This window comes from Polaribacter sp. 2305UL8-11, assembly GCF_058147165.1.
The window spans coordinates 1-260 of sequence record NZ_JBYVJW010000061.1; the positions used below are offsets into that span (position 1 = coordinate 1).

General features: G+C 35.8%; 1 protein-coding gene. It reads left to right on the forward strand.

The window, feature by feature from the left end:
- Window positions 1-244: 6-phosphogluconate dehydrogenase (locus ACY2RW_RS16200; RefSeq protein ID WP_490123770.1), on the forward strand; the 244-nt coding region annotated here is incomplete at its 5' end.
- Window positions 245-260: the final 16 nt, after the last annotated feature.

Here is a 260-nt window from a genome sequence, read left to right on the forward strand (position 1 = left end):
TAAAGGTGTTATTGCAAAAACCTGGGAAGGAGAAATAAGTCAGGGAATAAGCGGTGCTCAGATCTTTCAGTTTTCTGTTCTGGACAAAGAGAAAGAAGTGATCGAAAAACTAAAGGAATATCAAGGCAGATATGTAAAGCTATCTTATATGGAACGTTTTGGTACTTTTTTCTTCTGGGGGGATACCAATTATTTTATAACAGATGTTAAAGAAGAACCGTCACCTCATTATAACAGAAATTAAAAAAAGCCCGCTCGAT